The organism is Komagataeibacter saccharivorans (assembly GCF_004348195.1).
GTDB lineage: Bacteria > Pseudomonadota > Alphaproteobacteria > Acetobacterales > Acetobacteraceae > Komagataeibacter > Komagataeibacter saccharivorans.
The window spans coordinates 240,193-264,236 of sequence record NZ_CP036404.1; the positions used below are offsets into that span (position 1 = coordinate 240,193).

Sequence of the window (24,044 nt, forward strand, 5' to 3'; positions counted from 1 at the left end):
TGCGGGCTGTGAAGGACCAGCCACGTGTATCGCGGTTTTGCCGGGAGTAGGGAAGGGCCTGTCTTGATGGCTGTGTTATTATCACCCCTTAATCATAAAATACCGGCATAATGGATCAGGTCATGCCCTATGCCCGCTGACTTCCTGCCCGAGGGTGCGTGGCATGCGGATGCAGCCAAGGGCCGCCACCAGCGCGATAATGGCTGCCGCAAAGAAGGTTGCATGCAGTTCAGCCAGTCCCACGCCGTGGCTGTGGTCGATGGTCTGGAAAAGGGAGAGGCCGAACGCAGCCCCCGCGACGCCTGCGGCCGACGCAGCCTGTTGCAGGATGGACAGCAGTCCGGATGCCGCACGCCGCTCCTCGGTGGAAATATCGGCAAATGCTACGGTGGAAAGGCTGGTCAACTGCATGGATCGCGTGGCGCCCGCGAAAACCAGCATCAATACCAGCAGGCCCCTGTTCGTATCCGGCGCTGCGAAACCGCATGCAACAAGCGAAAGGGCAACCATCAATCCGTTGAACAGCAATATGTTCCGAAAACCGAACCGCCGTATAATCGTGCTGGTAAAGGGTTTCAGGCCCAGATTGCTACAGAAATAGACCAGAACCCATCCCCCCGCCGCAGCCGGACGTAACCCGAAACCAAGCTGGAACAGCAGTGGCAGCAGGAATGGCATGGCGGAGAACAGGGTGCGAAACAGCACACCTGGATACAGCACGACATAGCGCAGGCTGGGGCGGTTTAGCGGAGCAAGTGAGAGGATGGGCGTGGGGTGCCGCCTGAGGTGCCGTATGGCGGCCCATCCGGTTGCAATGCCGCCAATGATCAGGCCAAGGGCGATTTCGCGGGTACGGCCACTTTCCGCCGAACGCTGGAAACCCGCAAGCAGCGTGGTCAGCCCGATGGCGCACAGGGAAAAGCCCACGAAATCCATGGGGGGCGGTTCGGATTTTTCTTCCTGCGGGACGAAGCGCAGGATGGCGATGGCCCCTGCCAGCCCGATGGGCAGGTTGAGCCAGAAATTCCAACGCCAGTCCAGTGTCTGGGTAATGAAGCCGCCCAGAACCGGGCCAATGATGGGGGCCATGAGGCCAGGCCAGACGGTTACTGCCTGTGCGCGCATCCATTCGGATTTCGGGGTATGACGCAACACCACGGACATGCCGACGGGCATCATCATGGCCCCGGCCAGTCCCTGCGCGATACGGGCCAGCACGAACATTGTCAGGTCAGGCGCGATCCCACACCAGACGGATGCAAGGGTAAAGGCAATGACGGAGACGAGCAGCAGCGTGCGCTCACCAATTTTTTGCGACAGCCAGCCGGACAGGGGCGACAGGGCAGCTGATGCCAGCATGTAGGCCGTAATCCCCATGGACAGGTCAATGGTTGTTACGCCAAAGCTGTGCGCCATCTGCGGCAGGGATGTATTGATGATCGCGCCATCAAGGTTCTGCATGAATGACGTCGCCGCCATTATCAGGGCGATCATGGGGGAATAATTCTGGCGTGCGGCGGGCGTGCCTGTCTGTCGGGTCATGTGGATCGGGCCGGGTTGGGATCTGGACAATACGCGCGGCATTCTTCGCGGGCAGCAGGGACCGCCCGGTCGGGTTGAGATACCGCCATATCCAGTCCAGATACGCCAGATTCTGCCGCCCGACCAGTTCACGATCCTGTAGCGGCCTTCTGTGTGTGGCCGCTACAGCGCGTTTACTCCGACTGGATTATGAACAGGGGGGCATGATACCCAATGGTATCCCCGTCCTGCGCCAGAATAGTATGAACCACCCCGTTTGCGGGTGCTATGACAGGCAGGCGGACAGGCCCGACTTCAACAAAGGCAAGGATGTCGTCTGTTGCGACTGTGCTGCCGGGCCTGATCGCACCCATGCGGAAAACGCCCATTTCGGGACTGGGCACGGTGTTCTGTCGGACGGACGGGGCTATGGTCTGCGCGACCGGGGCCGCTACGGCGGGTGATAGCGTAAGGGTCAGGACCGCATCATTTTCGGCAAGGGTCAGGTGAGAGACCTCGTGGCGTCGCATTGCGGGCGCCAGCCTGTCCAGCATTTCCAGAAGGGTCATGATGCGGCTGTGCCCATTATGGTTTCCAGATAATGTACATTGATCTCGCCTGCCGCGAATGCGGGTTCGTCCATCAGGCGGCGATGCAGTGGGGCCGTTGTCGCAATGCCCGTAATCTGCATTTCATCCAGCGCGGCCTTCATGCGATTGATGGCATCCGCGCGATCAGTGCCGTGAACGATCAGTTTCGCCACAAGCGAATCATAGTGGGGTGGTACGGCATAGCCATCATATAAATGCGTATCGACCCGTACGCCGGGACCACCGGGGGCGCGCCATTTGGTAACCAGACCAGGGCTGGGGCGTAATGTCACCGCATCTTCGGCGTTGATGCGACATTCCAGCGCGTGCCCGGTGGTATGAATGTCGTGCTGGCAAATGGACAGGGGATGGCCCATGGCGATACGAAGCTGTTCGTGTACAATATCGATACCCGTGGTCATCTCCGTTACCGGATGTTCGACCTGCAGGCGGGTATTCATTTCAATAAATGCAAAATCGCCGCCTTCGTACAGGAATTCGAAGGTGCCCGCCCCTACATATCCCATCCGGATGCAGGCATGCGCGCATAATGCGCCCAGAGCCGCGATCCGTTCCGGGGCGATGCCGCAGGCGGGCGCTTCCTCCACCAGTTTCTGATGGCGACGCTGGACCGAACAGTCGCGCGCGCCCAGCCATACGGCATGGCCGTGGGTATCGGCCAGAACCTGAATTTCGATATGGCGTGGTTTCTGCAAAAAGCGTTCGGCGTAGACGACAGGATTGCCAAAGGCACGTCCCGCTTCCTCGCGCGCGGTGGCAATGGCTGTGTCCAGTTCCGTCTCATGGTGGACAATCCGCATGCCGCGTCCACCGCCCCCGCCACTTGCCTTGACAATAAGCGGGTAGCCGATCGCCGCGCATATTGTCCGGGCCATGGCGGGGTCGGCAGGCAGCGCGCCGTCCGAATCAGGCAGGCAGGGCACGCCAGCAAGCCGCATCTGCTGCTTGGCGCTGATCTTGTCGCCCATAAGTCGCATGACGGCGGCGGACGGACCAACGAGAACCAGCCCTGCCTGTTCTACGGCCTGTGCGAAATCCGGATTTTCGGACAGGAAACCATAACCGGGATGGATGGCGTCCGCTTCCGTCAGGCTGGCGGCACGCATGATGCGCGGGATGTCCAGATAGCTGCGTGCGGCGGTGGCGGGGCCGATGCATATGCTGTGGTCTACAAGGCGCAGATGAGCCAGACTGCTATCGGCCTCCGAATAAACGCCAATGGTTTCCAGCCCAAGAATGTTGCAGGCACGGACAATGCGCAGGGCAATTTCGCCCCGGTTGGCGATGAGAACCCGGCGGATCTTACGCATTTAGCCGCTCCACGCGGAAGAGCGGCGTCTCCGGTTCGACAGGCTGGCCGTTCGTCACCAGTATTTCCACGATGCGGCATGGATATTCCGCTTCCATGCGCGACAGGGTTTTCATGACTTCCAGAATATACAGCGTCTGCCCTTCCGATACGGTATCCCCCACCTGCACGAAAGGCGGCGCATCGGGTGCCGCTGCGGCGTAAAACTGGCCGTGCATTGGGGCTGCGATAATCGTCTGGGCGGAGGCAGCGGGCACTGATGGCATGGGAAGGGCGGGTGGCGCATCTGTATCCGCCGTGGGGGCTGCGGGTTGTGTCGCCGTGCGCACAAGATGGATGCGTTCGTCACCCTGCCTGTAATCCAGTTCCGCAATGCCAAGCTGCGCCATGCGGGCCATCAGAGTCTCAAGATGCGTAAGGTCGATATTCATGTCCGCTCGATCCGCTTTCAGCACAGGGGTTTTACGATAACGCCCGCATCTTCCAGTCCGGTCCGCACGGCGCGGGCGACCGCCACGGCCTGCGGGTTGTCGCCATGGACGCATATCGTATCGATCCGCGTGGGCAGGAACCTGCCCGATACCGTCTCGATCCCGCCAGCGCGCACCATGCGCACCATCCGCTCCGCCACGAAACCCGCATCATGCAGGACCGCGCCGGGCTGCGTGCGTGAGACCAGATGGCCATGTTCGTCATAGGCGCGATCGGCAAACACTTCCGAGAAGACCGGAGCATCCTGTTCATGACCAAGGCGTTCAAGATGGCTCAGCGCAATGGCGATGATCGGCAGGCCGGGTGCCGCGCGGCGGACCGCATTCAGGACGGCCTGGGCTACGGCGGGGTCTTTTTCCGTCAGGTTGCCAAGTGCGCCATGCGCCTTCACATGCGTGATCTCATGCCCCGCATAACGGGCCAGAGCGATTGCGGCACCGATCTGGTAGGCGACGATATGTTCGATTTCCGCAGGCGACAGCGGCAGCGCCCGCCGCCCGAAACCCCACAGGTCGGGAAAGCCCGGATGCGCGCCTACGCCTACCCCTTTTTCCTGCGCGATGTGGAATGTGTGGGCCATGACCTGCGGGTCGCCCGCGTGAAAACCGCAGGCAACATTGGCCGAGGTCACGATGTCCAGCATGGCGGCATCATCGCCGATTGTGTAATGGCCAAAACTTTCACCCAGATCGGCGTTCAGATCGACGGTGCTGACAGGCATGGTGTCGTGCTCCATAAGGGCAGGGGTCAGGATGTTACGGAAATGGCGGGGGCGAGATCAGGGCGCAGGGTGTCAATCCCGCATGCCAGTGCGTGCAGGTGACGGGCATCAAGGCGCATGGCCTCGACCGCTTCGTGTCGCGTGATCTGGATGAAGCGGACGGACTGGCCGATGGCTGTCTGCGCCAGTACCCGCAGGTCGGGTTCGATAACGGTTGCGATCTTGGGGTAGCCGCCGCAGGTATTGGCGTCCGCCATCTGCACGATGGGCTGTCCCGCTGGGGGAACCTGCACCGTGCCGGGCAGGATGCCGTGGGAAAACAGGTTGACCGGGCTGTCCAGTGTCAGGGTTTCTGTCCCTTCCATCCGGTAGCCCATGCGGTTGGCGCTGGGCGTCAGTTTCCATGGCTGTCCCCAGAAACGATCCTGTGAACCGGCGGTGAAAAGGGCGTATTCGGCGGCAGGCAGCGCGCGTACGACAACATCGCCGCCATCGGGAAGCGGGGTAGGGCATGTCAGTCCGTAACCCGTAGCAGGGAAGGGTAGCGGCGGGACCGGGAGTGTTTGCAGCCGGTCCCCCCTGCGCAGCGCACGGGCGGCCAGACCGCCAAAGCCACCCTTGAGGTCCGTTGAGCGTGACCCCAGAACCTGAGGAACATCTACCCCGCCCCGCAGGGTGACGTAGCAGCGCGCGCCTGCCGTGGGGGCGGGAATGGTCAGGATCTGACCGGGACGCGCCTGCATGGCCCAGTCCGGTGGAAGGGGCGTGCCATCCAGTGTGGCGGCAGTGCGTGCGCCGGTCAGGGCAAAGCTGGTGGCATGGTCAAAGCGTATGCGGAAGGGAAAAAAGACAACTTCGATGCCAGCGGCGTCCGGATCATTTCCCAGCAGGATATTGCCATACGCCAGCGCCAGACGGTCCATTGCTCCTCCACGGGAGACACCAAGCGATATGGCGTCCGGTCGCCCGAAATCCTGTATGGTGTTCAGTGTCGAACTGGTCAGGATTTCGATCATCATGCCCTCACGAAGCGGATGGTATCGCCCAGCCTGAACAGGCAGGGTTCGGCACGGAAGGGATCAAACAGCGAAAGGGACGTGTGCCCGAGGATATGCCAGCCGGAAGGCGCGGTGCAGGGCATGATGCCCGCATGCCCGCCCCCGATAATGACCGAACCCTGTTCCACCTTCAGCCGGGGGGAGGCACGGCGCGGCATGGCCAGGCGGGGATCAAGACCGGTCAGGTAGACAAATCCCGGCATCGCACCGATCGCGGCAACGCTGTAGGTGGCCTGAACGTGGGCTGCGACCGTCTCTGCTTCCGTCAGGCCGGCAAATTGCGCCACCGCCGCCAGATCTTCCCCTGCCGTGCCGCCATATGTGACGGGAACCGTGATTTCCCGTGACGGGACGGGATCATCCGGCGCCTGTGCCCATGTTTCGCGCAGCAGGTCTTCCACCGCGACGGGATCGGTAACGGTGACATCGAACATGACCAGCAGGTTGTTGACGCCGGGGACAGCGTGGGTAATGCAGGGATGTTTTGCGATATGGCGGGCCGCTGCCCATATCCGGCGCTGGGTCTGGTCGCTGAAGGCCCCGTCGGCGGCATCCAGCAGCAATCCGCCCGCTCCCGCCATGCTGATACGTGTCATGCCGGGGTCTCCTGCTGTATCAGGTGCATGGTCCCCCGGTTTTCGGTGCGGGATGCCAGGGACGGAATGGTAACGGAAAGAAACGTTATCACCACGCGATTCAGCATGAGCTGACAGTCACTGGCAACGGGTTTCTTTTTTATCCGTAACGTTTTCATGCTGGCAGCCTAATTGTTCAACAATCCCTTGACCAGAAAAAAATGTTTCGTATAGGGTTCGTTATGGGATGAATATGATCTGACCCGTTCGGTATCTGGCGGAATGTCACCGTAACTGATTATTTTTAGTAAATATTCCCTATATGACAATAATATAGGCGTTATGTTCTGTATATTTCTTTAATTCTGGCCCCGTCATGGCCATCGGTTTTGCGGATGAAACAGGGATAAAAATGCCGGACCATCTCGTTATCAAAAATCATTGTTGAACAATGTGATAATGAATTCCCGTACCGACGCTGGATTGCGCCATCCGGCGCGTGGCATGCGATTTATGTATCAGGATGACTGCCTGATTATGGGTCCGGTCAATAAAAATGGATCATGATGAAGAAAATGTATGATGTACCCTTATTCAGATGCCGGCATATTTTCAGCCTCCCGACTTCCGCAACGGGTATGGAGGCCGCAGCCTGCCCGACAGTATCCATTCGTGATCTGCCCACAGGAATATTACGGCTGAAATGGGCACGGGCCGGAAAATGATGGTACGTTCTTCCCATCAGTCCCTGCCTGCCAGTGTTGCCCAGCGTCTGCGTGAGGATATTCTGGATGGCGATCTGGTCAGCGGACAGCCTCTGGTCGAAGCGCAGATGGTGGAACGGTTCGGCGTATCCCGAAACACGGTGCGCGAAGCCATGCACTCACTCGCGCAGTCCGGGTTGGTGACCGTTATCAGCCACAAGGGCAGTTTTGTCCGGCAACTGACCGCTTCCGACATTCGGGAGATTTACGAAATCCGCCGTATTGTGGAAACGGGTTGCTGCATCCGGGTCGAAACCGGTCGGTGGACCCAGCTTGCCCCCGTATTTACCGCAGCCTTTACGCAGGCGCGTTCCGCCATGCGCGATGGTGAGTGGCGGATGGCCGGAACAGCCAGCCTGCTTTTTCACCGCCTTCTGGTTGGGGCGTGCGGCAGCGATCAACTGACCGCCTTTTTTGACAATATATGCGCCCAGATGCGGCTGGCATTTCAGATGGTGCAACCGCAGGACGCCATACAGCGGCCATGGCTGGAAAAGGATGTCGCCATTTTTGAAACCCTCAGGGAAGGAAAGACAGGACAGGCCATCACCCTGATCGAGGATTACCTGAAGTATTCGGAAGACCTTCTCTTCACCCTCATTCCCGGAATAGACGAATGAAAAACTATCCTGCCGCCTACCAGATTCCCCCCGACTTCAAATACGCGGTCGATAGGGAGTTCTATAATACCGTCTCGAAATCGGCGCTGTCCCGCCCGCCCGTCCTATCGGAAGTTGTTCCAATCCGTACCGGCTACGCATGGGAAGTAAAACAGGGGCAGGTTTTCCGTATTGTCGCCCCGGAGGGGCCGCAGGTTGGCGATCTTAACATCTGGTACCGTCACGACCCGCGTGAACGGCTGTGGGCATCGCGCACCCGCCAGCTTGAAGGGGCGCATGTCTCCACCTTCAACCGCCTGTGGTCAACGCTGCCGTTCATGCGTCCGCTCGTGACCATTACAGGGGATTCTCTGAACGATTATGGCGTGGATGCGTATGGTGGCCGTATTCACGACCTGCTGGGCACGCGGTGCGATCCCTACATCAACAAACTGCTGAGCGGGGAGGAGTTCGACCATCACTGCCATTCCAACCTGACCCGCGCCGTCCTGCCTTATGGCCTGACGGAATTTGATGTGCATGACGTGCTGAATGTGTTTCAGGTAACGGGTCTTAATCACGAAGACCGTTATTTCATGGAAGCGTCCCCCGCGCGGCCGGGTGACTATCTGGAATTCTTTGCGGAGGTGGATCTCCTCTGCGCCATTTCCACCTGTCCCGGCGGCGATCTGTCGCTGCCCATGTGGGGGGATGAGGCTGGCAGCACGCTGTCCGTATGCCGGCCGCTCAAGGTGGAAATCTACGATACCGATCCCGCCTGCCTGAAGGGATGGACGCCGCCGGTCCGTTCGGATTATCGCGGGCAGCATGGTCTGCGTGAAGACCGCTCCGGCGTTAACCGATAACCATGGCGGATAAACTCGCCCCCCGGCATCTGACGATGATCGCCTTTGGCGGCCTGATCGGGATGGGGCTGCTGGTCGGGTGTGGCAGCGCCATACATAGGGCCGGTCCCGCCATTGTGCTGAGCATCCTGTATGCGGGCATGCTGACATACTGCGCCATGCGGACCCTGTCGGATTATATGGCGCTTGACCCGGACCGGGGTTCGTTCCTTGCCTATCTGGGCACATCGCGCCGTTCGGGGGAGGAGTTTGTCTGTGGCTGGCTTTACTGTGCGTACTGGACCTGCGTCATCGCGGCGGAAGGACTGGGTGGGGGGATGCTATTGCATCAGTATCTTCCGCTGCCCGTCCTTCCGACGGCACTGGCGCTGATTGCGGCGGCATGTGCGCTGAACCTGCAGTCGGTCAGGCTTTTCGGGCAGGTCGAGTTCTATCTGACCATGGTCAAGCTGGTTGCCATCATGGCGTTCTGTGCGGTTTGCCTGGGGGCGGTCACGGTGGACCTGTATCACCATGGCCGTCAGATCCTGCATGATCTGAATGGGATTGATCTGGCCCCGTTCGGGATCGGCGCGGCGTTCTATACCGTGCCAACCATCATGTTCACCATGGCCGGGGCTGAAATCATCACCATAGCCCATCGGGAAACGGAAACATCCAGCCAGACCCTTTCCGGTCTGGCCCGTCTCGTCACGGTGCGGATGGTCGCCTTTTATCTCGTTCCCGTGCTGCTTATCCTGCTGATCCTGCCGTTATCATCTGTCCGGCCCGGATTTTCTCCCTTTGCCGATACGCTGGCTTTCCTGCATGTGCCGCATGGCAAAGCCGTATTCGATGGTGTCATTCTGGTTACGTTACTGTCCTGTATCAATTCCAGCACCTATATCGCGTCCCGCGTCATGAATGAACTGCGGACACATGACCGGGACGGAACGGGCATGGCGCCCGTGTCGTTCGCATCATGCATCATGGGGGTGTCGGCGGCGGGTGGCATGCTCTGCGTGGGGGCGACGCTGTTCAGCGCGGCTGCCTTTTCATTGCTGCTGGATGTCAGTGGCTACATCACCATTGTCGTTTACGGTGTCATCAGCCTGTCCTTCATCCGCTTTGCAACGGGCAGGGCATTATCGCCAATGACAAGGATGCGGGCCTTTATGGCACTGTTGCTCAGTGCCGGTGTGATGTCCGCCGTTATTGGCGGTGATGAGCGACGCAGCGGCCTGGAATGCTTTTTTGTCCTTGTCCTGCTTTTATCTGTCTGTCGTGTCGGGATGGGTCGTCTTGGCCGTTAGGGCTGGATATCCTGCGTGCGTGTTTTCGCCGCCGGTTCGAGTATCCATACGACTTCCGTTGCCGGACAGGTCCCTTTCAGTCCGCCCGGTACGTCATGCCGCCTGACGCAGGTGAGATGGAATGGCCCACCATAATACTGTCGGACTTCAGTTTCGTTTACGCTGAAGGGTGGTCCGGGCCTGAATGACTGATCGTATTCAAGGCAGATGAGCAGTTCCGGGGCAGCATCCGTGATTGCGATCACATGCGGAGCATAGGCAGTGCGTACGGGTTCAGGCAGGGCGATCAGGGATGCGCGATCATACACGGCATCGACAGGGCCGAGTGTCGTGCGGGTAAGATCGAAAATATTGCCAACGAAAATGCGGATATTCCCGGCTTCCAGACAGCGCAGGCCACCGAATTGCGAAATACGTGGCGTCAGTTCCAGTTCCGCAAATAACTGGTCCACCGCAATCTGGCTCAGCTCGATCCCGACGACCCTGTATCCCTGTTCAAGCAGCCAGTGGATATCAAGGCTCTTTCCGCACAAGGGAACAAACACGCAGGCCCCCGGCGGCAGGCCAAGCGCGGGGAAATGACGCAGAAGCAGCGGGTTGGGCTGTAGTTCATGAAAGCCGGTTTCATTGCGCTGCCATTTTCCGTGCCAGAATGCTTCATCCACTGTTGCGTTCATTGGTCATGGTCCTCCCCGCTGTATCGGGGCAGGTTGTATCAGGTGTCGCGCAGGCATCACAATACAGGCTGCCGGTCCGCCCGAAGTCAGGCAAACGGGTGGTTACAGTATCACGATCTTACGCAACACGTTTTCCGAAATGTTCACCAGATGGGTTCGTACATATTCAACCGCCAGAAGCGGGCTTTTCATCTCGATCATCTGGATGATGCCCCAGTGTTCGCATGATCCCGAGTGGTCTACACCTTCGTATTCATTTACGATTTTTCTGGCCCGCGCGATGTGGGACATGGCGACCGCGTGCATGTCAGCCAGCGCGGTGTTTCCGCATTCCTGCACAAGCGTGACATGGAAATCATCATTCAGGCGGTAGTATCCCGTTATGTCCTGGTTCTTTATGCACTCGTCCATCCGTTCCTGCAGACGCGACAGTTTCTCGACTGCCGTTTTAGAACCATCCTGCGCCAGCAGTTCGGCGGCAAACTGTTCAATGCTGCGCAGTACCTGAAAACGGTCCTCCAGATCGGTGCCGCGGACCGGTGTGACCGTCGCCCCCGAAAAGGGAGTGATCATGACCAGTCCCTCGCGTTCGAGTTCCTTCAGCGCATCGCGCAGGGGGGTGCGTGATACGTTATATTCGCGGCACAGTTCCTGCTCCGGCAGGCGCTTGCCCGGTTCCCACACCCCATTGATGATTTCCGCGCGAAGCTGACGCAGCAGCCCTTTCATAAGGACTTCCCGGTTGGCTGTGCCTTCGCGACTCTTTTTTTCGTCTACGGATATATTCATGGCGTCATGTCCATAGCCTGTTTCCCGGCAGGCGGACAGGGCATGGCGCGGGGTCAGAGGTCAAGTTCAAGAATGCTGGCATCGGCTGGCTCCGAACAGCATATCATCATCACGTCCCGGTCGGTTCCCGGCTGGTGCAGGGCATCGCGATGATTGACGCGCCCCTTCAGCACCCGTATTTCACACGCCCCGCAAACGCCCTGTTCGCAGGAATAGGCAACATCCAGATTATTGCGCAGGCAGGCGGCCAGTATCGTCTCGCCGGGCAGGACATGCAGGTCGTGCCCGCTTCTGGCCAGACGCACCGTATATCCATTGTCCTGAACGGACGGGACCGCCCCCAGCGGGGCGAAACGTTCGATCAGTAACTGCTGGCTGTTTCCGAGTGCCTGTTCAGCTTCGTGTATCATGCGCTCCGGGCCGCAGGCATAAAACAGGTGGGAGCCGGGATGGGCGCGGATGATATCAGATACGCGCGGCTGGTCCATGCCGTGCGCGGTCTCAATCAGGGTTACATCGTCCTGCCCGGCCAGTTCATCGTAAAAGGCCATGCGCCCGCGCTCCGGCCCCCAGTAATACAGGTGCGGCTTCAGCCCCGCGCGCCTGCGTGCCCGCCAGATCGACAGCATGGGTGTGATGCCGATTCCGCCCGCCAGCAGGATTTCGCGCATGCCGGGCGGTGGAGAAACAGGGAAAATGCAGCGCGGGGCGGAGATCGTGTAGGTCTCGCCCACAATGCTTTCCCGGTGCCACCTGTCGGACCCGCCCCGCCCGTCGGGCATGCGCCGGACGGCGATCTGGTAGGTATCGGGGGCTTCACCCTCGTTCACCAGTGAGTACTGCCGGGTTGTCGTGGCATCGACATGCAGGTCGATATGCGACCCACCCGGCGCGGGGGGTAATGCCGTGCCATCGGGTGCGCGGAACATATATACGTTCACGTCCGGGGCTGCGTAATGAATGCTGACAAGCCTGACCGTAAGCACGGCATCGTCCCCCTAAATTGTTCCGTAGGTAATGCCGAGCGAGCGCAGCCAGGTGCGGTATTTCTGCCCCATAAGGTCCGTCCGGTGGTGCAGTTCGTAGCGCAGATGGGTGGGAATGCGTTCTGGGCGCTGGGTTTCGACAATGACCCGGTCCTGATTGAATACGACATCCGCGCGTTCGCGCACGGTCTCCGCTGTGGGGGCGGGCTGGAGATCGGTGGCGGAACAGATGCGCACGATGCATTCCGTCGCGCTGAGCGGCTGAACGGTAAACAGGGTTGCGAAATATTCGCTGTTATTGTCGACCGGCGTGCCATTTTCATCGGCCTTCAGGACGCGTTTTGAAAAACGCGCCAGCAGGGGCCGGAGGCATTTATAGGTATAGAAACCGACAACCGGTATGCCGCGCGCATCGCCCCATGGCTGGAATACGCGCACTTCGGATGAAACCACGCCTTCGTCCCCGATTTCAACGGTATAGGGCGCGATCTCGTCCGGGTTTTCCATAACGCCATTCAGCCCCGCATGCACAAAGGGGAAATGCGTGGCATCGACAAAGTTTTCCACGGCGCGATAACCGTTGGCGTTGTAAGGGTAGGGGCCGCAAAGCACCTTCTGGAAGTGTTCATCATCCCATTCGGGGAAGGGGGCGATTTCCCCCGGATTATCGCCCAGACAGGTCCATACAAATCCGTACCGTTCCGCCACATGATGGGAAAAGGCACGGGCCTTGCGCATGGGCGTTTCACGCGGGGCGGCGGGGATCAGCGTGCATTCGCCACGGCTGTTGTAGCGCCAGCCGTGATAGGGGCAGACAACCTGATTGTCGCGGATACACCCCTTGGACAGTCGCGCCCCGCGATGGATGCACAGATCCTCCCACACATGGATTTCGCCTGCATCATCACGCCAGGCGATCAGGTCACGATCCAGCAGGCGGACAGGTGCGATTTTGCCTTTTTCAAAATCGGATGAATAGCCAACCGGAAACCAGTCGTTCAGCAGCACCTCGTCTTCGCAGACGGTGGGCAATGTTTCAGGGAACGCAGGCATCATTGACTCCTGACAGGAGGGGAAGGGATGCACTTATGGTATACAATAATAACGGATTCGCAATGTATTTTTCATGGGGAATCATGTCGGGGGTATGCAGGCATAAGCATCATGACGCGCGAGGCGGGATATGGTGGTGGAAGATTTTATAAAATAAAAACAATAAATAACATTGGTATAGCCTGTTTTTTCATATGGTGAGGCAGGGGTATCATGCGTGGAATTCCTGCCATCGTAACGGATAAGAAATATTTTCCTTGAATGGGTTCGTCTTTGTGCATATCCATTGATTGTATACGAACACGCGGGTCAACGACCCGTCTGTCTCAGATATGAAACGAGGAGTACCGGGCATGTCATCTGATTGTCACGTGGCCATTGTCGGTGGGGGGATTGGTGGTCTCGCCCTTGCCGCGGCGCTGGAGCAGCGGGGCGTGGACTACCGTCTGTTTGAACGTTCGGCGCAACTGGGGGAAATTGGCGCGGGCGTGCAGATGACGCCCAACGCGGTCAAGGTCATCCGGGCGCTGGGGCTTCTGGATGGGCTGAAGGATGTCGGATTCCTGCCGGAATCACTGACCGGCCGGAACTGGAAATCAGGCAAGACCCTGTTCCGCATGCCGCTGCGTGGGGAGTGTGAGCGGCTTTACGGCGCCAGCTTCTTCCACGTCCATCGCGCCGACCTGCATGAACTGCTGCTGTCGGGCGTGCGGCGTGATCGCATCGCGCTGGGCAAGGCATGTGCGCGTGTTACCTCGGAATCTGACGGGGGTGTCGTTCACTTTGCCGATGGTGACAGCTTCCGCGCGGATCTGGTCGTTGGTGCGGATGGTATCCATTCCGCCGTGCGTAAAAGCCTGTTCGGTGCGCAGCAGGCGCGGTTTACCGGGCATATGTGCTGGCGTGCCGTGGTCCCGTTTGACGCGATGCCGGATTTTGTAACGCCGGACTCCTCCTTCTGGATGGGGCCGAACGGGCATGTGGTCACGTATTACGTAAAGGGTGGCCGGGCGGTTAATATCGTCGCCGTTCTGGAAAGTCGTGACTGGGTGGAGGAATCATGGAACCTGCCCAGCACGCGTGAGGAACTTCTGACCGCATTCAGGGGATGGCACCCCAATATCCAGAAACTGTTCCAGCGCGTGGACACCACGTTCAAATGGGGGCTGTTCGACCGTGACCCGATGGAAAACTGGTCCGCAGGCCCTGTAACGCTTCTGGGCGATGCGGCGCATCCCATGCTGCCCTTTCTGTCGCAGGGGGCGGCTATGGCGATTGAAGATGGCTACGAACTGGCCCGTGCGCTGGACCAGAATGCCGATATTGCCTCTGCGCTGCGGATATATGAGGAATCGCGCAGGCCCCGTACCAGACGTGTGCAGCTTGAATCGCGTGAACGTGGGCGCACCTATCACCTTGCTTCGCCGCTGGAACAGTTCATGCGCGATTTCAGCTACAGGGTCCGCAATCTCATCAATCCCCACAAGGGCGGCATCAAGGCCAACTGGGTCTATGAATATGATGCCACGGCGACGCCCGCGGCCCTTGCGGCCTGATGGAACGTGACCGTAATGTTTCCATCAGATCCGGAACCGTAATAATTTTTTCTTGACATGGCGTCCAAACTGCCGAAACCTGCATATATCGTGTATACGCTATTAATGTGGACCGCACGGTGAATGGTGGTCCGGAATCAGGCAGGACAAGGAGTTTGAACGTGGCGAACGGAGTACGTGTAGGCATAGCAGGGGCCGGTCTGGGGGGCGTTGCCGCTGCGGGCCTGCTTCAGCGCGCGGGATTTGATGTCATCCTGTTCGATCAGGCTCCCGGTTTTGCCCGTCTGGGCGCGGGCATCCAGTTTGGTCCCAATGTTCTCAAGATTCTCAGCCATCTTGACGGGCTGGACAAGAAGCTGGAGGAAATTTCCTGTCTGCCGGATTACTGGGTCAGCCGCCAGTGGGACACGGGCGAGATCATGGCCAAGATCCCCCTGAACGCCGAACGTTCCCGCTACGGGGCACCTTACATTACCATCCATCGTGGCGACCTGCATCAGCTCATGCTGGACTGCGTGCAGCCCGAACGTGTGCGCTGGGGCCACAAGCTGGTCGATTTTCAGGATAATGGCCGTGACGTCACGCTGAATTTTGAAAATGGCGCGCGCGAGACGGTCGATATCCTTGTCGGGGCCGATGGCATAAACTCGCGTGTACGCGAAAAAATCTTCGGCAGGGAAGAGGCGGTTTATACCGGCTGGCTTGCCCACCGGGCCATCATTCCCGGTTCCGTGGCGCGTGGCCTCGGGGCGGATGTGAATGCGAAATGGTGGTCGGATGACCGGCATATCGTGTGCTACTACCTTGATCGTAACGAGGACGAATTCTACCTGGTCACAGGTGAGCCGGGTGAGTGGACAAGTGCCTCGGGCCAGCTACCGAGCACGCGCGCCGAATTCAAGGCGGCGTTCAAGGGTTTCCACCCGCTGGTTCAGGGGTATATCGACGCAACGGATGTCGTGAACAAATGGCCGCTCAAGACGCGCCAGCCGCTGCCGCAGTGGTATGAGGGGCGTGTCGTTCTGCTGGGCGATTCCTGCCATCCGATGAAGCCGCATATGGCGCAGGGTGCTGCAATGGCGGTGGAAGACGCGGCGGTGCTGACCCGGTGCATGAGCCTTCTGGGCACGCAGGATCTGGACGGCACGTTCCGGGCCTATTGTGATGCGCGCAGGGAGCGTGCGACGAAGGTCCAGACGATTTCCAACGCCAATACATGGCTGCGCCAGCCCGAAGATCCTTACTGGTGCTATGGCGACAATGTCTACGATCTGAAAATCGGTGCCTGATTGAACCAAAGGGGGACTGCATGGCGGTCAGCTTCTTTCTGACAGTCAACGGCCACCGCCACGAAGTGACGGCGGCGGCCGATACGCCACTGCTTACGGTGCTGCGTAACGATCTGGGGCTGAATGGTCCCAAATATGGTTGCGGGCTGGGGGAGTGTGGCGCCTGTACGGTCCTGCTGGATGGCAGGGCCGCAAGAAGCTGCGTCATGCGTGTCGATACGGCATCGCGTTACGCCATCACAACACTTGAGGGACTGGCGCAGGACGGGCCTGATCCCGTCCAGCAGGCCTTCGTTACCGCGCAGGCCGCCCAGTGTGGCTACTGCCTCAATGGCATGGTCATGACGCTACGCGCCTTTCTCAACACCACGCCCAATCCGGATGAACGCGCACTGAAGGAAGCGTTGCGTTACAATTTGTGCCGCTGCGGCACGCATGTCGAAATCATGCGGGCCGCCCGGATCGCCGCCGGGCTGGAAGGCGAGGGGACTGCATGACCCGCGCAACGGCACAGGATACGGGTTCCCTGCGCGTCTATCGCGCGGCCCTGCCCCCCAAAGGTCTGGCGGCGCGTGGCGAGTTTATTGCCCGCGATGAAACGCTGGTGCAGGTGGATGCCGACAACACGGTCCGGGCATTCTGTGGCCATGTCGATCTGGGGACCGGCATTGCGACCTCGCTTGCCCAGATCATTGCGGAGGAACTCGACGCCCGGCCAGCGCAGGTCCGTATGGTGCTGGGCCATACCGATGAGACCCCTGATCAGGGGGCGACCATCGCCAGTGAGACCATTCAGGTCACATCCATCCCCCTGCGCCGGGCCGCGGCACAGGCGCGACTTGTGCTATTGCAGCGCGCGGCGCAACTGACCCAGCGCCCGGTGGAGGATCTTTCGATCCGTGATGGCGTGGTGATGTGCGAGCCGTCGCTCGCCCGAGGGCCGCTCACGCTGGGGGACCTTGTGGCGGGCGTGGATATCCGCGCATTGCTGGATGAGACGGTTACGGTCAAGAAACCGTCCGAATATCGCATTGTCGGCTCTGAAATGCCGCGCGTGGATATCCCCGACAAGGTCACGGGCCGCGCGGTTTATGTACACGATGTGCGCGTGGACGGCATGCTGCATGCGCGCGTGATACGCCCACCCTATAACGGCTACGACCATGGCCCGTATGTGGCCCGCTCGCTGCTGTCGGTGGACCGGGTTTCGGTGGCGGACGTGCCGGGACTGGTGGATGTTGTCGTTATCGGGGATTTCGTGGGTGTCGTTGCCGAGCGCGAGGAACAGGCGATCGAGGCCGCCCGGCGGCTGAAAGTCGAATGGGCGCCGCTTTCGCTGCCCGACCTGTCCGACCCGGCGGAAGCCATCGGGGACAATCCCTTCACCCCCCGCGTGGTGCTGGACCGGGGGGCGGTGGACGACAGGCTTGAAAACCTCGCCCACCGTCTGGACCGCGAATATTACTGGCCGTACCAGATGCATGGCTCGATCGGGCCGTCATGCTCGGTCGCGGATTGGCAGGACGGCCAGCTGACAGTCTGGTCGGGCACGCAGAACCCCCACATGCTGCGCGCCGATCTTGCGCTGCTCATGGGCATGTCCATTGCCGATATCCGCGTCATCCGTCACGAAGCCGCAGGCTGCTACGGTCGAAACTGCGCCGATGACGTGGGTGGTGACGCAGCCCTGCTTGCCCGCGCGGTGGGGCGGCCCGTGCGCGTGCAGCTATCGCGCGAACAGGAACATGTGTGGGAACCCAAGGGGGCGGCCCAGCTTATCCGGGTGCGTGGTGGCCTTGATACGCAGGGCAGTCCGGTCGCGTATGATCTGGATACCAGCTACCCGTCCAATGTCTCGCCGCTTCTGGCGCTGGTCCTGACGGGCGTGGTCCCGGCGGAAATCCCCGCCGTGGCGCAGATGGGGGACCGGACATCCATCCCGCCATATGACTATCCGAACGCGCGTGTAACCGTAAAGGATATGCCACCCATCGCGCGGGCATCGTGGTTCCGTGGCGTATCGGCCATGCCCAACAGCTTCGCCCATGACAGCTATATAGATGAGCTGGCGGCTCAGGCCGGTGTCGATCCGGTTGAATACCGCCTGCGTCACCTGCCTGATACACGGGCGGCGGAACTGCTGAAGGCAACAGCGGACAGGGCGGGATGGACGCCGCGCACCAGCCCGGTTTCCCCCGACCTGTCGGCGCGCGTCCTGCGCGGGCGTGGCGCGGCCTATGCCCAGTACGTGCATGGCACATTCCCCGGCATGCCCGCCGCATGGTCGGCATGGATCGCGGATGTGGAAGTGGACCGCCAGACGGGCGTGGTCAGCGTCACCCGGGCCGTGGTGGGGCAGGATGCGGGGCTTATGGTCAATCCTGCCGGTGTGCGCCACCAGCTTCATGGCAATGTGATCCAGTCTACCAGCCGCACCCTGACCGAGGAAGTGCGTTTTGACGCACAGGGCGTGGAAAGTCGGGAATGGGGCGGTTACCCGCTGATAACCTTCCCCGAACTGCCGGATATCGAGCCGGTGCTGATGAAGCGTGATGACCAGCCGCCCATGGGGGCAGGTGAATCCAGCTCCGTGCCCAGTGCGGCGGCAATCGCCAACGCGCTGTATGATGCAACCGGCGTCCGCTTTCGTGATGTGCCCTTCACCCCGGAAAAGGTGAAGGCCCGGCTGGATGAGGCACTGGGACCATTCGATCCCGCGCCCGTGGCCCCGTACGTTCCATTGGCTGTTAGCGGGGCTGCGCCCCAGCCCGCCATGGCGCGCAACACATGGCGCAACCGGCTGCGCGTGGGCGGCTTCGCCCTTGCATTCGCAACCGTGGGCGGGGCGCTTGCCACGCTATCGCCGTGGCGGGCGGCCATCGCGCCGGTTGAGCCACCCGATCCCGGCCTGTTTTCCGCGTCCGCCATCGCCCGTGGTGCGCAGGTTGCGGCGGCTGGCGACTGCGCTGTATGCCATACCGCGCCGGGCGGGGTGACCAATGCAGGCGGTTTCGCGCTCGATACCCCGTTTGGTGTCATTTATACCACCAACCTGACCCCGGACCCGGAAACGGGCATCGGGCGATGGTCGTATGAAGCCTTCGCCCGCGCGATGCGCCACGGCATAAGTCGTGACGGGCGCCATCTCTACCCTGCCTTTCCCTATACCGCCTTCGCAAAGACCAGCGAGAGTGACATGCAGGCGCTGTATGCCTACCTCATGGCACAGAAGCCGGTCCGCAATGCGCCGCCGGAAACCCGGCTGAAGTTCCCGTATAACCAGCGCTTTACGCTGGCGGGGTGGAACGCCATGTTCCACGATCCGGCTCCGTTCACCCCGGACCCGGCCCGTTCCGTGCAATGGAACAGGGGCGCCTATCTGGTCGAAGGGCTGGGACACTGTTCGGCCTGCCATACTCCACGCAATGCCATGGGGGCGGAAAGCTGGCGGAAAAGCTACCTTGCAGGCGGTGAGGCGGAAGGGTGGAGCGCGCCCCCCCTGTCGGCCCTGTCATCTTCCCCCCTGCCGTGGAGCGAGGATGACCTGTACGCCTATCTGCGCACGGGCTACAGCCGCAATCATGGCCCCGCCGGTGGGCCGATGGCTCCCGTCGTACATGCGATGTCCGCCCTGCCGGACGAGGATGTGCGGGCCATGGCCCATTATGTGGCGTCGTTTGACACCCGCACGGCGGCGGAGCCTGTCAGCCAGCGGCGTGAGGATGTGATACAGGGCGCGCGCGAACGCCAGACGCTGGTGCGTGGTGAAGGCAGCCGCATATATCAGGGGGCCTGTGCCGCCTGTCATGAAGGCGAAGCGGCCCATCTGTTTGGCGCGCGCCCGCAACTGGCGCTGAACAGCAATATCTGGGCTGACAGTCCCGACAACCTGATCCGCATCCTGATGGATGGCGTATCCGCCCCGGTCCATCAGGCTGAAACCGTCATGCCCGCCTATCGCAACCTGCTGTCTGACCGGCAGATGGCGGAACTGATCACCTATCTGCGGGATACGATTGCGGCGGGCAGTCCGGCATGGGAAGGGCTGGAAGCAAAGATCGCCCATATCCGCGCCGAAACCGCCGGGGCGCGCTAATGGCGGGCTGGTTTCCTGCATGGCGTCGCGCGGCGCATCACGATCGGGTCGGACCGGACGAACATCCCGGCGCGTTCCAGACCGTCCTGCTTGGCGGGCAGCATGTGCTGGCCATGACCGGATCAACCGTTATCGGGCCGCTGCTTATGGGGTTTGACCCGAATGTGGCCGTTCTGTTTTCCGGTATTGGCACGCTGCTGTTCTTCGTGGTTACGGCAGGCCGCGTGCCTTCCTACCTTGGGTCCAGTTTTTCGTTCATCGCGCTGGTCGTGGCACTGACCGGTTATTCCGGCCACGGCCCCAACCCAGATGTGGCACTTGCCTGTGGTGGCATCTTTGCAGCCGGGGCCACCTATGCCGCCATTGGCGTGCTGGTCGGCCTGACGGGTACGGGCTGGGTCGAACGGCTTATGCCACCTTCCGTGACCGGGGCGATCGGGGCGGCGATCGGGCTTAACCTTGCCCCCGTTGCGGTGCGTGGGGTCGGCCATGGCGGGGCAGGGACGGCATGCGGCATGTTTGCGCTGCTCTGTGTCGTTCTGATGGCAGGGTATGGCACGGTCTTCGTGCGGCGTATCTCGATCCTGCTGTCCCTTGTCTGTGCCACCTTGGTCTATGCCGTCGTGGCGAACGGACTGCATCTGGCCACCCCGCTAGATTTTTCCGTGTTGCGGGATGCGCCGTTCCTTGGCCTGCCCCACGTCATCGCGCCACGCTTTTCCGCGCATGCGGCCACATTGCTGGCCCCGGTGGCGCTGGTGCTGGTTGCGGAAAACCTTGGCCACCTGAAGGCGATCGGGGCGATTACCGGCCACTCGCTGGACACCATGACGGGCCGTGCCTTTGTGGGGGACGGGCTGGCGACCATGCTGGCTGCCTCCTTCGGTGGAACAGGGGTCACCACCTATGTTGAAAATATCGGGGTGATGACGCTGTCACGGGTCTATTCCACCCTGACATTCGCCGTGGCGGGGTGTTTTGCGATCCTGCTTGGTTTTTCGCCATTTTTCGGCGCGCTGCTACGTATGATACCGGATGCGGTGCTGAGTGGTCTCGCCTTGGGTCTGCTGGGTCTGATCGCCGCGACCATGGTGCGTATCTGGATCGAAAACCGGGTCGATTTTACCGATCCCGCCACACTTTTTCCCGTTGGCGTCTGTCTGGTCGCCGGGGCGGGGGACCTGACCGTTACCGTGGGCGGCGTGACCCTTGGCGGCATTGCCACGGCAACCATTGCGGCGGTTGGTCTTAACCAGATTCTTTCATTCAGAACAGGAGCGAGGGAGGACCCCCATGCCCGTAAGTGACTTTGAACTCATCCAGTCCTGGCGACAGGTTCTTGAACTCTCCGGCCTGCAGGCGGGGCAGTCCGTCGCGCTGCTGACCGCGCAGGGCACGAATGAACAGACCCTGCGCTGCGCCATCATCGCCGTGCAGGAGAAGGGGGCCATCGCCAACCGGCTTGACCTGCAGCCGGTCAATGGCGGCACGTCGCTGTCGCGTGATCCGCTGGCCTTCGTGGGGACCACGCCGCTTACGAACAACCGCGCGGCGGTCGAAATGCTCAAGGCCAGCGATCTGGTGCTTGACCTCATGACGCTGCTGTTTTCGGCTGAACAGCATGAAATCCTTGCCGCAGGCGGTCGTATCCTTCTGGCGGTCGAGCCGCCCGAAGTGCTGGTCCGCATGACGCCAACGGCGCAGGACCGTGAACAGGTTCTGGCCGCATCGAAAAAGCTTCAGGCCGCAAAACAGATGCGCGTCACGTCGCAGGCCGGGACGGACGCCACCTTCGCGCTGGGTGATTACCCGATGCTGGAAGAATACGGCTTCGTGGACAGGCCGGGCCGGTGGGACCACTGGCCCAGCGGTTTTCTGGCCACATGGTCCAATGAAGGATCGGCGGAAGGGCGGATCGTGCTCGCGCCCGGTGACATCCTGCTGCCGCAGAAAAGCTACCTGACCGCACCGATCACCTGTCACCTTGAAAAGGGGTTTGTCCGCGCGATCGAAGGCGGGTTCGAGGCCGATCACCTGCGCGATTACATGGACAGCTTCAACGATCCCGAAGTCTACGCCGTGTCCCATATCGGCTGGGGCCTGCAGAAACGCGCACATTGGGCCGTCATGGGTTTTTATGACCGGGAGGCCAGCATTGGCATGGACCCGCGTGCCTGCGCGGGCAATTTCCTGTGGTCTACCGGGCCAAATAATGAAGCCGGCGGCACGCGCGACACCGCCTGCCATATCGACATTCCCATGCGTGGCTGCACGGTCATGCTGGATGGCGTGCCGGTCGTGAAGGACGGAAAACTTGTGGAGGACGCGCAATGACCCCTGACACCAGCCGCGACGAGGACCGTTATCGCAAGCAGGGTTTCGGAAACGAAATGGGCATGGTGGGCCGCATCGGCCTGCTGATCATCGATTTCGTCAACGGTTTTGCCGACCCGGAAGCCTTCGGCGGTGGCAACATACCTCAGGCGATCGATCGCACCCGCATCCTTCTGGCCCATGCGCGGCGTCTGGGGTGGAAGGTGGCCCATACCCGCATCGTGTTTGCTGATGACGGGTCAGATGCGAATATCTTCTCGCTCAAGGTGCCGACCATGCTGGGGCTGACGGAAACCAGCCCGGCCTCCGCCATTGTGCCGGAACTGGCGCCGGTGCAGGGGGAATATGTGGTCCGCAAGACTTCACCTTCGGCCTTTGCCGGGACACCACTTGCCGCGTGGCTGGTGTCGCACGGAATACAGACGCTGGTGGTGGCTGGGTGTGTCACGTCGGGCTGTGTACGCGCCAGCGTGCTGGATGCCATGCAGAACGGCTTCCGGCCCATCATCATTTCGGATTGCGTGGGGGATCGTGCGATTGGCCCGCATGAGGCCAACCTGTTCGACATGGCGCAGAAATGCGGGGACGTGATCGACCTCGACACGCTTCTGTCCCGCCTGCCCAACGCATAGCATTCAAAAGGGAGTTTTCATGACTGATACACGCCTGCTTTACGGTGCTAACGTCCACGCCAACGGCATCCGCCAGCACTACCTGCGTTATGGTGGCAAAGGCACGCCGCTGGTTCTGGTTCCCGGCATCACCAGCCCCGCCATTACATGGGGTTTCGTGGCTGAAAGCCTTGCGGAAAAATACGATGTCCATGTGCTGGACGTGCGCGGTCGTGGCCTTTCGGCGACCGGTCCGGACCTTGATTATGATCTGGACAGCTATGCCGCCGATGTCCGGGGACTGATTGACGCGCTTGGCCTGTCCGATGTGACCCTGCTGGGGCATTCGATGGGCGCGCGCATCGCCATTCGTGCCGCGCGGCATAATGATACGTCTCTTGCACGGCTTGTGCTGGTTGATCCGCCGGTCAGCGGGCCGGGCCGCCGTGCCTACCCCGCCAGACTGGAATGGTATACGGACTCGATCCGCCTGTCCCGGCTGGGTATGAGTGCGCAGGACATGCGCCGTTTCTGCCCGACATGGACGGATGAACAGCTTGAACTGCGCGCGGAATGGCTTCACACCTGTGATGAACTGGCCACGCGCATCACGTTCGAGAAATTCCATACCGAGGACATCCATCAGGATATTCCCCACCTGAAGGTGCCGACGCGCCTTGTTGTCGCAACCCGTGGTGGCGTCATTCAGGCCGAGGACGAGGCGGAAATCAAAACCCTTAATCCCGCCATGGAAATCGTTCACGTAGCGGATGCGGGTCACATGATCCCGTGGGATAACCTTCCGGGCTTTATCGAAGCCGTTATCTGATGCAGGCGATGCCGGG

General features: G+C 60.7%; 22 protein-coding genes. 11 read left to right on the forward strand and 11 right to left on the reverse strand.

Annotated elements, in window-relative coordinates:
* Nucleotides 1–120: 120 nt before the first annotated feature.
* From KSAC_RS01000 to pxpB, 7 genes are all read right to left on the reverse strand, one after another.
* The gene (locus KSAC_RS01000) at nt 121–1,542 is read right to left on the reverse strand and encodes an MFS transporter (protein WP_243705250.1); all 1,422 of its coding nucleotides are present in this window, start codon (nt 1,540–1,542) and stop codon (nt 121–123) included.
* Nucleotides 1,543–1,715: 173 nt separating this feature from the next.
* A complete protein-coding gene (locus tag KSAC_RS01005) occupies nt 1,716–2,090 on the reverse strand; it encodes a biotin/lipoyl-containing protein (protein ID WP_132303669.1) in 375 nt (124 codons plus the stop codon).
* Nucleotides 2,087–3,442: an acetyl-CoA carboxylase biotin carboxylase subunit gene (accC, locus tag KSAC_RS01010; protein WP_132303671.1), complete on the reverse strand. Its 1,356-nt coding sequence runs from the start codon at nt 3,440–3,442 to the stop codon at nt 2,087–2,089. Before accC ends, KSAC_RS01005 begins: the two co-directional genes overlap by 4 nt.
* Nucleotides 3,435–3,872, reverse strand: coding sequence for an acetyl-CoA carboxylase biotin carboxyl carrier protein (locus tag KSAC_RS01015; RefSeq protein ID WP_132303673.1), 438 nt, complete (start codon nt 3,870–3,872; stop codon nt 3,435–3,437). Before KSAC_RS01015 ends, accC begins: the two co-directional genes overlap by 8 nt.
* 17 nt (nt 3,873–3,889) lie before the next feature.
* A complete protein-coding gene (locus KSAC_RS01020; RefSeq protein WP_132303676.1) occupies nt 3,890–4,654 on the reverse strand; it encodes a LamB/YcsF family protein in 765 nt (254 codons plus the stop codon).
* Nucleotides 4,655–4,680: 26 nt separating this feature from the next.
* On the reverse strand, nt 4,681–5,673 hold the full coding sequence (locus tag KSAC_RS01025) for a 5-oxoprolinase subunit C family protein (RefSeq protein WP_243705251.1): 993 nt from the start codon (nt 5,671–5,673) through the stop codon (nt 4,681–4,683).
* Nucleotides 5,670–6,308, reverse strand: coding sequence for a 5-oxoprolinase subunit PxpB (pxpB, locus tag KSAC_RS01030; protein WP_132303679.1), 639 nt, complete (start codon nt 6,306–6,308; stop codon nt 5,670–5,672). The genes KSAC_RS01025 and pxpB overlap by 4 nt, the downstream gene beginning before the upstream one ends.
* Before the next feature lie 700 nt (nt 6,309–7,008).
* Between pxpB and KSAC_RS01035 the strand changes: the two genes are divergently transcribed.
* From KSAC_RS01035 to KSAC_RS01045, 3 genes are read left to right on the forward strand one after another with little or no spacing between them, the layout of a single operon-like run.
* Nucleotides 7,009–7,671 carry a GntR family transcriptional regulator gene (locus KSAC_RS01035; RefSeq protein ID WP_165927261.1) on the forward strand — a complete coding sequence of 221 codons (663 nt, stop codon included), beginning with the start codon at nt 7,009–7,011 and terminating at the stop codon, nt 7,669–7,671.
* Nucleotides 7,668–8,516: an urea carboxylase-associated family protein gene (locus KSAC_RS01040; protein ID WP_102324012.1), complete on the forward strand. Its 849-nt coding sequence runs from the start codon at nt 7,668–7,670 to the stop codon at nt 8,514–8,516. The genes KSAC_RS01035 and KSAC_RS01040 overlap by 4 nt, the downstream gene beginning before the upstream one ends.
* Before the next feature lie 2 nt (nt 8,517–8,518).
* Nucleotides 8,519–9,808 (forward strand): amino acid permease, encoded by a 1,290-nt coding sequence (locus tag KSAC_RS01045; RefSeq protein ID WP_132303681.1) that lies wholly within the window; start codon nt 8,519–8,521, stop codon nt 9,806–9,808.
* On the opposite strand, the gene tmpT is transcribed toward KSAC_RS01045, so the two are convergent.
* The 4 genes from tmpT to KSAC_RS01065 all read right to left on the reverse strand — a co-directional run bounded on the left by tmpT (nt 9,805) and on the right by KSAC_RS01065 (nt 13,316).
* Nucleotides 9,805–10,473: a thiopurine S-methyltransferase gene (tmpT, locus tag KSAC_RS01050; RefSeq protein WP_132306008.1), complete on the reverse strand. Its 669-nt coding sequence runs from the start codon at nt 10,471–10,473 to the stop codon at nt 9,805–9,807. The two genes, KSAC_RS01045 and tmpT, sit on opposite strands and share 4 nt — an antisense overlap.
* A gap of 114 nt (nt 10,474–10,587) precedes the next feature.
* Nucleotides 10,588–11,274, reverse strand: coding sequence for a GntR family transcriptional regulator (locus KSAC_RS01055; protein ID WP_132303684.1), 687 nt, complete (start codon nt 11,272–11,274; stop codon nt 10,588–10,590).
* Between the two features lie 53 nt (nt 11,275–11,327).
* Nucleotides 11,328–12,260, reverse strand: coding sequence for a PDR/VanB family oxidoreductase (locus KSAC_RS01060; protein WP_132303686.1), 933 nt, complete (start codon nt 12,258–12,260; stop codon nt 11,328–11,330).
* A 12-nt stretch (nt 12,261–12,272) separates the two neighbouring features.
* The gene (locus tag KSAC_RS01065) at nt 12,273–13,316 is read right to left on the reverse strand and encodes an aromatic ring-hydroxylating oxygenase subunit alpha (protein ID WP_132303688.1); all 1,044 of its coding nucleotides are present in this window, start codon (nt 13,314–13,316) and stop codon (nt 12,273–12,275) included.
* 350 nt (nt 13,317–13,666) lie between these two features.
* On the opposite strand from KSAC_RS01065, the gene KSAC_RS01070 reads away from it, so the two are divergent.
* The 8 genes from KSAC_RS01070 to KSAC_RS01105 all read left to right on the forward strand — a co-directional run bounded on the left by KSAC_RS01070 (nt 13,667) and on the right by KSAC_RS01105 (nt 24,028).
* Nucleotides 13,667–14,869, forward strand: a complete 1,203-nt coding sequence (locus tag KSAC_RS01070) for an FAD-dependent monooxygenase (RefSeq protein WP_132303690.1) — start codon at nt 13,667–13,669, stop codon at nt 14,867–14,869.
* 161 nt (nt 14,870–15,030) lie between these two features.
* A complete protein-coding gene (locus KSAC_RS01075) occupies nt 15,031–16,158 on the forward strand; it encodes an FAD-dependent monooxygenase (RefSeq protein ID WP_102324272.1) in 1,128 nt (375 codons plus the stop codon).
* Between the two features lie 20 nt (nt 16,159–16,178).
* Nucleotides 16,179–16,655 carry a (2Fe-2S)-binding protein gene (locus KSAC_RS01080; RefSeq protein ID WP_132303693.1) on the forward strand — a complete coding sequence of 159 codons (477 nt, stop codon included), beginning with the start codon at nt 16,179–16,181 and terminating at the stop codon, nt 16,653–16,655.
* The gene (locus tag KSAC_RS01085; protein WP_132303695.1) at nt 16,652–20,254 is read left to right on the forward strand and encodes a molybdopterin cofactor-binding domain-containing protein; all 3,603 of its coding nucleotides are present in this window, start codon (nt 16,652–16,654) and stop codon (nt 20,252–20,254) included. The genes KSAC_RS01080 and KSAC_RS01085 overlap by 4 nt, the downstream gene beginning before the upstream one ends.
* Nucleotides 20,254–21,561, forward strand: a complete 1,308-nt coding sequence (locus KSAC_RS01090; RefSeq protein ID WP_207918727.1) for a uracil-xanthine permease family protein — start codon at nt 20,254–20,256, stop codon at nt 21,559–21,561. The genes KSAC_RS01085 and KSAC_RS01090 overlap by 1 nt, the downstream gene beginning before the upstream one ends.
* Nucleotides 21,548–22,588: a 2,5-dihydroxypyridine 5,6-dioxygenase gene (locus tag KSAC_RS01095; protein ID WP_102324003.1), complete on the forward strand. Its 1,041-nt coding sequence runs from the start codon at nt 21,548–21,550 to the stop codon at nt 22,586–22,588. The genes KSAC_RS01090 and KSAC_RS01095 overlap by 14 nt, the downstream gene beginning before the upstream one ends.
* Complete coding sequence (locus KSAC_RS01100) at nt 22,585–23,220, forward strand: isochorismatase family protein (protein ID WP_132303700.1); 636 nt, start codon at nt 22,585–22,587, stop codon at nt 23,218–23,220. The genes KSAC_RS01095 and KSAC_RS01100 overlap by 4 nt, the downstream gene beginning before the upstream one ends.
* Nucleotides 23,221–23,239: 19 nt before the next feature.
* Complete coding sequence (locus tag KSAC_RS01105; protein ID WP_102324001.1) at nt 23,240–24,028, forward strand: alpha/beta fold hydrolase; 789 nt, start codon at nt 23,240–23,242, stop codon at nt 24,026–24,028.
* The last annotated feature ends 16 nt before the right edge of the window (nt 24,029–24,044 follow it).

What these genes read in the sequence shown, in the direction of transcription:
- KSAC_RS01090 (WP_207918727.1), top strand. Translation starts at nt 20,254, where the DNA reads ATGGCGGGCTGGTTTCCTGCATGGCGTCGCGCGGCGCATCACGATCGG.
- KSAC_RS01070 (WP_132303690.1), top strand. Translation starts at nt 13,667, where the DNA reads ATGTCATCTGATTGTCACGTGGCCATTGTCGGTGGGGGGATTGGTGGT.
- KSAC_RS01015 (WP_132303673.1), bottom strand. Translation starts at nt 3,872, where the DNA reads ATGAATATCGACCTTACGCATCTTGAGACTCTGATGGCCCGCATGGCG.
- KSAC_RS01035 (WP_165927261.1), top strand. Translation starts at nt 7,009, where the DNA reads ATGATGGTACGTTCTTCCCATCAGTCCCTGCCTGCCAGTGTTGCCCAG.
- KSAC_RS01040 (WP_102324012.1), top strand. Translation starts at nt 7,668, where the DNA reads ATGAAAAACTATCCTGCCGCCTACCAGATTCCCCCCGACTTCAAATAC.
- KSAC_RS01055 (WP_132303684.1), bottom strand. Translation starts at nt 11,274, where the DNA reads ATGAATATATCCGTAGACGAAAAAAAGAGTCGCGAAGGCACAGCCAAC.
- KSAC_RS01065 (WP_132303688.1), bottom strand. Translation starts at nt 13,316, where the DNA reads ATGATGCCTGCGTTCCCTGAAACATTGCCCACCGTCTGCGAAGACGAG.
- pxpB (WP_132303679.1), bottom strand. Translation starts at nt 6,308, where the DNA reads ATGACACGTATCAGCATGGCGGGAGCGGGCGGATTGCTGCTGGATGCC.
- KSAC_RS01025 (WP_243705251.1), bottom strand. Translation starts at nt 5,673, where the DNA reads ATGATGATCGAAATCCTGACCAGTTCGACACTGAACACCATACAGGAT.
- KSAC_RS01085 (WP_132303695.1), top strand. Translation starts at nt 16,652, where the DNA reads ATGACCCGCGCAACGGCACAGGATACGGGTTCCCTGCGCGTCTATCGC.
- KSAC_RS01020 (WP_132303676.1), bottom strand. Translation starts at nt 4,654, where the DNA reads ATGCCTGTCAGCACCGTCGATCTGAACGCCGATCTGGGTGAAAGTTTT.
- KSAC_RS01095 (WP_102324003.1), top strand. Translation starts at nt 21,548, where the DNA reads ATGCCCGTAAGTGACTTTGAACTCATCCAGTCCTGGCGACAGGTTCTT.
- accC (WP_132303671.1), bottom strand. Translation starts at nt 3,442, where the DNA reads ATGCGTAAGATCCGCCGGGTTCTCATCGCCAACCGGGGCGAAATTGCC.
- KSAC_RS01005 (WP_132303669.1), bottom strand. Translation starts at nt 2,090, where the DNA reads ATGACCCTTCTGGAAATGCTGGACAGGCTGGCGCCCGCAATGCGACGC.
- KSAC_RS01000 (WP_243705250.1), bottom strand. Translation starts at nt 1,542, where the DNA reads ATGACCCGACAGACAGGCACGCCCGCCGCACGCCAGAATTATTCCCCC.
- KSAC_RS01080 (WP_132303693.1), top strand. Translation starts at nt 16,179, where the DNA reads ATGGCGGTCAGCTTCTTTCTGACAGTCAACGGCCACCGCCACGAAGTG.
- KSAC_RS01045 (WP_132303681.1), top strand. Translation starts at nt 8,519, where the DNA reads ATGGCGGATAAACTCGCCCCCCGGCATCTGACGATGATCGCCTTTGGC.
- KSAC_RS01100 (WP_132303700.1), top strand. Translation starts at nt 22,585, where the DNA reads ATGACCCCTGACACCAGCCGCGACGAGGACCGTTATCGCAAGCAGGGT.
- KSAC_RS01105 (WP_102324001.1), top strand. Translation starts at nt 23,240, where the DNA reads ATGACTGATACACGCCTGCTTTACGGTGCTAACGTCCACGCCAACGGC.